The organism is Marisediminitalea sp., from assembly GCF_984433645.1.
Window position 1 is genome coordinate 1 of the sequence record NZ_CFIDRX010000221.1, and the last position, 6,383, is coordinate 6,383.

Sequence of the window (6,383 nt, forward strand, 5' to 3'; positions counted from 1 at the left end):
AAGCTCTTTTGGCTCGATTTAGCGCTGGCAACACGGAAGCAATATTACACTGAGTTGCTTCATCTACAATGACCAAATCAAACATCTCACTGTTAAACGGCAGTACTTTGTGGAGCGTATTCAGTGTAACAATCCAGACGGGAAATCCCTTCAATAAACTTTTAAAATTAGCCGATTCGAAATATTCCAGCTGTTTGGATGACGTTCTTGCTCTCGAGGCCTTATTCAGAGTTTGTATGGCCTTTCTATCTAATTTGAGAAGGTCTGCAATGATCTCTGCTTTTTCAGCACGTAAATATTGTTTAGTATGGTTTTCTTTCTCGTTAATGAGATTGTTGAATTGTTCGGATAACTCCCACAATTCTCGGTTTCTTTGGATTGAGTTTGTACTAATTTGATGGATTAGTTTATCCCAAATATTGGCAGATCCAGTCTCAATTTTATGGGCTCTATTTCCAAGACTGAATGCCTTTTTCGATGTTTGTAGAAGACGATTTTCCAGTGCCTCAATTTGTTTTACTAACTTGTTCAGGTGTTCTTTATAATAGTCTTTTTGAGTTGCTTCAGAGTGATCGAAATAACCAGCTAACAAATCGTCGAGGTATTGTTTGAATTCCTTGAGGATTTCTTTTTGGCCTACTCTTACATATAAATTGTCGAGTCCGAAATCCTTACAGAGTTTGTCAGCAATGACATCAAGCGCCGTATCCGAATTCGCAACAATCAGAACTGACTGTTTTCTTGTGAAATGCTCAGCTGCTATAGCGGCAATAGTGTAACTTTTTCCTGTTCCAGGTGGTCCAGAAACTACTCCCAGTGTTTGGTTGGCCGCGATCTCTAATATTTTTTTTTGTGAAGCACTCAAAGTGCCGGGTACGAGTTGATGATTTACAGCACAGTTGCCCGGTTTAGTTTTTTGTTTGTTGAAAATGCTGTAGAGGGGAGCTGATAGTGTATCGTTGTTTTCCAGCTTAGATAGTTCATGGAGAATACCTCGACTGCTGGTTGAACGCTCAACAAAAGCGAGACAAGAAATCGGCATTAAACTCGGATTTTTGCGTCTTAATGAATTGGTTACATCAGTTTTTGACGCTAATGAGGGAAATCTAAGGCCATCCATATAATTGAGTTCATACGGACTGTGTACTAACAAACCTGACCAGAATGCTGGGTCGTAGATTCTGCTGTTGTCGATTGATAATAAGTCGATTTGCTCTGGTAACAATAAGGATAAAAGGTCTTCGTTCACCGATGGAGAAGTTGTTTCTACAGAAAAGTAATAGCCATATTCGTCGAATTCCAATTTAGCTTCGTTAACCACCAATGGACTGAAAAGTAGAGTCGTATCTCCATCATTTTTAAGTTTTCCGGAAACAAAAAGTGAGACATACAAGAGCACTCTTTCACGTTGATATAGTTCGATACGTTTAAATAGGCTTTTGCCGTATTCTGGGTCAATTGGTAATCGATGTAGAGTACCTGCGGCAATTTCATCTGTACCACTTAAAAACAGCAAGTCTTCATTGTTAAGACGGAGCAGGTTGCGCAAGTTAAAATCGCTGGAATCTGCCTTGAAACATTCGCGATAATAACTAATTAATCCTTTTATTTGCATGTTTGATACTTGCTGTTCGATATATGTAGAGTGAGAGGACTTTAATTGGAAGTCTGCTTTAAACTGTATGGAGGGTCAATTGGAAAGTGCTTTACACGTTTGTGTAGCTTACAGGTTTCGTAATTTCATATAATCTGAGTCCTCGCAATATCTACAGAATCAATCATGTTTGCCAGATAAGTATTTACTTTTGTATAAAATGTAAACAATGAAACGTTTTCAGTACTTCGCAATTGCGTAAAACCAATGAGAGTTAATTTGTTCTGAGCGTTATTTTTAAATACGGCTTGCGTAATCATTGGCCCGTACTCAGCAAACCACTCTATAGCTCGCTTATCAAACTTAGCTTCTTTACTATCCAATGTATACGCATAACTTACCTTGTTATCGATACTTCGGATAACGAGCTCGTACAGTTTATTTTCCTTAACAGCAAACTCGATACAGGTATCAGCGGTCAGGTTTTCTATGGCCGTCAATGCCTTGTTACGGATCTCTTGCTTTTGTTGTAACGAAGGGGATTTGACGCGCAACTGAATATCTTCTTCGACGATCTGTTGCCGATGACCGGGCATGACGAAAGCGCAGAGCCATGTTATCACTAAGGCAATAAGTGCGACTCGAATTAACTTGGTCATACTGACTGTATTCACACATTTTCTTCCATACGCGTGCTGATTATCGCGCTTGCTGCAACCATTGCTAGCGCCAGTATGTAACGACTTTTTTGCAAGCAGGGCGGGTTATCTAAAAATTTACAAACATTCTGCTCAAAATGTGATTGTAAATGTTGGTTTCTCTGCCTATTATGGTTTGAGTATCAATAACTATACCTAAAACAAAAGACGGTGCGACCATGTTAAATCGATTGCAAGAGTCAGATATTAAGTTGCTACGGGTGTTTTATGCAGTAGCAAGTTGTAATGGATTTACCGCTGCTGAACCGGTGTTACGTATGCAACGCCCCAATATCAGTGCGGCAATTAAAAAGCTTGAAGAACGACTGGATTTGGTATTGTGTCACCGCGGTCGCGGTGGTTTTCAAATGACTAAAGAAGGCGAGGTAGTCTTTCAGGAAACCAAACGCATATTCAACGCGTTTGATAACTTTGTCTTTAACCTCAAGTCTTTGCATGATGATTATTCAGGTCATATTACATTGGTGTTGATGGCAGGTCTGCCGCTCTCTATACATCTGGCCGTAAGCCGGGCAGTAAAAAGCACCATGAAAAAATTCGACGATATTCACGTCAATATTCAAACCCGACTATATAATGAAGTGGAACACGTGGCGTTGTCGGGTGAGTGCCACCTGGTAGTGTCTACGTACGATATGGTGAAACCAGAATCGGTCACATTTCATACCATAGGTACCTCATGTAATGGTCGCCTTTACTGCGCGCCTTCGCACCCGCTAGCGAAATACCGCGACGTTGATGCATTACCTGACAATGTTCGCATTGAAGATTACCCGGCAATCGGGATTTCGGGTTTGTCATCGGCTAACTACATTGACGGCGACAGTCGCTTGGCCATCCAAACGTTTTCAGATTCATTTGATGCGGCGATGTCAGCAATGATGACTGGTGAATACGTTGCGTTACTGCCGGATTACATGGCAAAAGAGCAGGGGGTTGCACTGGGGTTGGTGCCTATTGCTAATGGTAACTTGTTTACCTTCAGTCATGAGCTGTTCGTCATGAACGGTAAAAACACCCGTCTGAATCCTGTATTGCGATACTGCATTAAAGAGTTGGGTTACTTTATTACCGAGAGTCAGAAGTAATCAGACAGCAATCGGTAAAGTCCGGTTTTAAACAGGCCAGACAGCAATGTCTGGCCTGTTTTTATTAGAGCTCGTATTGCTTGTTCGTCAGTGTATGACGAAAAGTAATATCGTTTAGTAGTGATTAACTTTCGTACTCTAGCGGATCCGTGGCGTTATTGTCTCGAAAAGCTTCCAGACGTTCCTGACAAGCGCCGCATTTACCACAGGCATGTTCGCGCCCGTTGTAGCACGTCCAGCTTTTACCATAGTCCAGACCCATTCGAAGACCGTCAGTCAAGATAGCGGTTTTACTTACTTTCAGATAGGGCGTCACAATTTCTATCGCTTCGTAGTTAGCAATGGCACAAACGTCATTCATTTTTTCTACGAATTCAGGGCGGCAATCCGGATAAATCGCGTGATCACCTGAGTGTGCACCGTAATACACTTTATTGGCTTCCATGCTTACCGCATAGCCAACAGCCAGAGACAACAAAATCATATTGCGGTTTGGTACCACAGTTTGCTTCATACTTGGCTCTTCGTAATGGCCTTCAGGCACCTCAATATCGTCGGTCAGTGCTGAGCCACCAACCAAACTGTTAATTGCGGAGATGTCCACGATTTTGTGGGAGATGCCCAGCTCTTTGCAGACGTTGGCAGCATAATCCAGTTCTTTCTTGTGGCGCTGGCCATAGTCAAAAGACAGGGCATAGGGAGTCTTTCCATCTTCAATGGCTTTGTTCAGCACGGTGTAGCTGTCCATGCCCCCGGAGTAGATCACAATCACTTTTTCAGACATAACGGAGTATAATTATAGAAAACATAACGGAATTTTAAGCTATCCCTGCTAAAATCCCAACTATCAAGACGACAGGATTACAGATTTGACAGATCAGGTACTCAACATTAACGAAATGTTCGAAACTATTCAGGGCGAAGGTGTCTACACCGGCGTGCCTGCTATTTTTGTGCGATTACAAGGTTGTCCGGTAGGGTGCCCCTGGTGTGATACCAAGCACACCTGGACGCTCGATGAAAACCTGATCGACAGCGTTGATGCTGTTATTAATAAAAGTGAAGAGTCTGAACGCTTCTTTGGTATTTCTGATTTGGGTTTGCTGGCGCTGTTTGAGCAACAAGGTTATAACGCCAAACATGTTGTCATAACCGGTGGTGAACCCTGTATGTACGACCTCACAGGATTAACCGAGCTGTTGCATGAACGCGGCTTTACATCGCAAATTGAGACCAGTGGTACATTTGAAGTGAAATGCGCTCAACAGACCTGGGTCACAGTATCACCTAAGGTAAATATGAAAGGCGGTTATGATGTACTCACCAGTGCACTGCAACGTGCCAATGAAATAAAGCACCCGATTGCGATGCAAAAACATGTCGACGAACTGGACGAGCTGCTAGCTGGTATTGACCTGACAGATAAAGTGGTGTGCTTACAACCCATCAGTCAGCAGGCCAGGGCAACAGAGCTGGCAATAAAAACCTGTATTGACCGTAACTGGCGCTTATCGCTGCAAACACATAAATATGTGGGAATTGCCTGAATGTTTGTTACGCTGACAAACAGAGTGTCGAAACGAGTAAAGCGTATGAGCTGGAAGACGATTACATTGTTTATTGCCGCTATGAGTGTTTTTATGGCACCGGGAAGTGCGTTAGCAGCAAACTGGTCAATTCATTACCCACGGCCAATAGACGAAAACGATCAACGTCATGACTACCCCCTTACTTTGTTAAAGCTCGCACTGAGCAAAACCGGTGTGCGGTATACATTAACGCCATCTGAGCGAATTTTGCTGCAGGGGAAATCAATTCGTCAGCTAAAAGAAAACCGCGAGATTAATATTCTGTGGGTGATGACCGACACGCAGCGCGAGAAAGAGTTATTGCCCATTCGCATTCCTATCCATAAAGGCCTGATTGGTTGGCGGGTGTTTTTAATTAATCAAAGCCTGGAAGACCGGTTTGATAAAGTGACTGATTTTCAATCGTTAACCAAACTGACTCCTTTGCAGGGCGCGGAATGGCCAGATACGAAAATTCTTCAGTCTAACGGGTTTAATGTACTGACTGTAACCGACTTTCCGGAGGCTTTTAGTCGTTTAGCGTTACGCCAGGGCGACTTTTTCCCGCGGGCAGTGAGTGAGGTACTCGATGAGCTCAATTACTCGTCTCTGGACCCGGACATCGTGCTGGAGAAAGACCTCGTCATTCATTACCCAACGGCGATGTACTATTTCGTAAACCGCGCTAATCCGACCATGGCACGCCTGATTGAAACAGGCCTGCGACGTGCGTTAGAAGATGGTTCTTTTGATAATATTTTTATTAGCCACCACCGGGAAGCGTTGTTAAAAGTGGATATTGGCAATCGCAAAGTGTTTCATATCGACAACCCTCTGTTGCCGCCGGGCACCCCTCTCGATGACAAAGCCTTGTGGTTTGACCCGGAAAAGCATACACCAAACGTCAACGACGATTGAGCGGTATATATCTGTTAATCAGACATAAAAAAACCAGCGAAGTCGCTGGTTTTTTTGTGTCTGTATCAATGCGTAATTAAGACTGTCCGTGAACGTCTTTCATTGAACGACCCGATGGGTCAGCATTGTTCTTAAAGCTTTCGTCCCACTCAAGGGCTTCAACCGTACTACAGGCAATTGACTTACCGCCCGGAACACAGCGTGCAGCGGTTTCCTGAGGGAAGTAACCTTCAAAGATAGTGCGGTAGTAGTAACCTTCTTTGGTGTCAGGCGTGTTGATTGGGAAGCGGAATTCAGCAGAGGCAAGTTGCTGGTCGCTCACTTCGTTCTCAACAAAATCTTTGATTGAGTCAATCCATGAATAACCCACACCGTCACCAAACTGTTCTTTCTGGCGCCACAGTACTTCTGGCGGCAGGGTATCACCATTGTCGAAGGCTTCACGCAAAATGTATTTTTCCATTTTGCCGTTACCACACATTTTGTCTTTCGGGTT

General features: G+C 43.4%; 7 protein-coding genes. 3 read left to right on the forward strand and 4 right to left on the reverse strand.

Annotation, left to right across the window (positions count from 1 at the left end):
- Together AC4MRN_RS18860 and AC4MRN_RS18865 are read right to left on the reverse strand one after the other, a co-directional pair.
- Positions 1-1,615 (reverse strand): AAA domain-containing protein (locus tag AC4MRN_RS18860; protein WP_491204162.1); only part of this gene is annotated, 1,615 nt, incomplete at its 3' end.
- A 125-nt stretch (positions 1,616-1,740) separates the two neighbouring features.
- Positions 1,741-2,268: a hypothetical protein gene (locus AC4MRN_RS18865; protein ID WP_491204163.1), complete on the reverse strand. Its 528-nt coding sequence runs from the start codon at positions 2,266-2,268 to the stop codon at positions 1,741-1,743.
- A gap of 203 nt (positions 2,269-2,471) precedes the next feature.
- On the opposite strand from AC4MRN_RS18865, the gene AC4MRN_RS18870 reads away from it, so the two are divergent.
- Positions 2,472-3,401, forward strand: coding sequence for a LysR family transcriptional regulator (locus AC4MRN_RS18870; RefSeq protein WP_370239951.1), 930 nt, complete (start codon positions 2,472-2,474; stop codon positions 3,399-3,401).
- Between the two features lie 124 nt (positions 3,402-3,525).
- Here the strand turns inward: AC4MRN_RS18870 and queC are convergent, their stop codons facing one another.
- Entirely contained in the window at positions 3,526-4,185 is a 660-nt protein-coding gene (gene queC / locus AC4MRN_RS18875) for a 7-cyano-7-deazaguanine synthase QueC (RefSeq protein ID WP_073325085.1), read from the reverse strand.
- Positions 4,186-4,300: 115 nt separating this feature from the next.
- On the opposite strand from queC, the gene queE reads away from it, so the two are divergent.
- Together queE and AC4MRN_RS18885 are read left to right on the forward strand one after the other, a co-directional pair.
- Complete coding sequence (gene queE / locus AC4MRN_RS18880) at positions 4,301-4,948, forward strand: 7-carboxy-7-deazaguanine synthase QueE (protein WP_491056362.1); 648 nt, start codon at positions 4,301-4,303, stop codon at positions 4,946-4,948.
- Positions 4,949-4,993: 45 nt separating this feature from the next.
- Entirely contained in the window at positions 4,994-5,887 is an 894-nt protein-coding gene (locus AC4MRN_RS18885; RefSeq protein ID WP_490403604.1) for a type 2 periplasmic-binding domain-containing protein, read from the forward strand.
- Between the two features lie 76 nt (positions 5,888-5,963).
- Here the strand turns inward: AC4MRN_RS18885 and AC4MRN_RS18890 are convergent.
- On the reverse strand, positions 5,964-6,383 hold a 420-nt coding region (locus AC4MRN_RS18890; RefSeq protein WP_491204164.1), incomplete at its 5' end, for an asparagine synthase-related protein.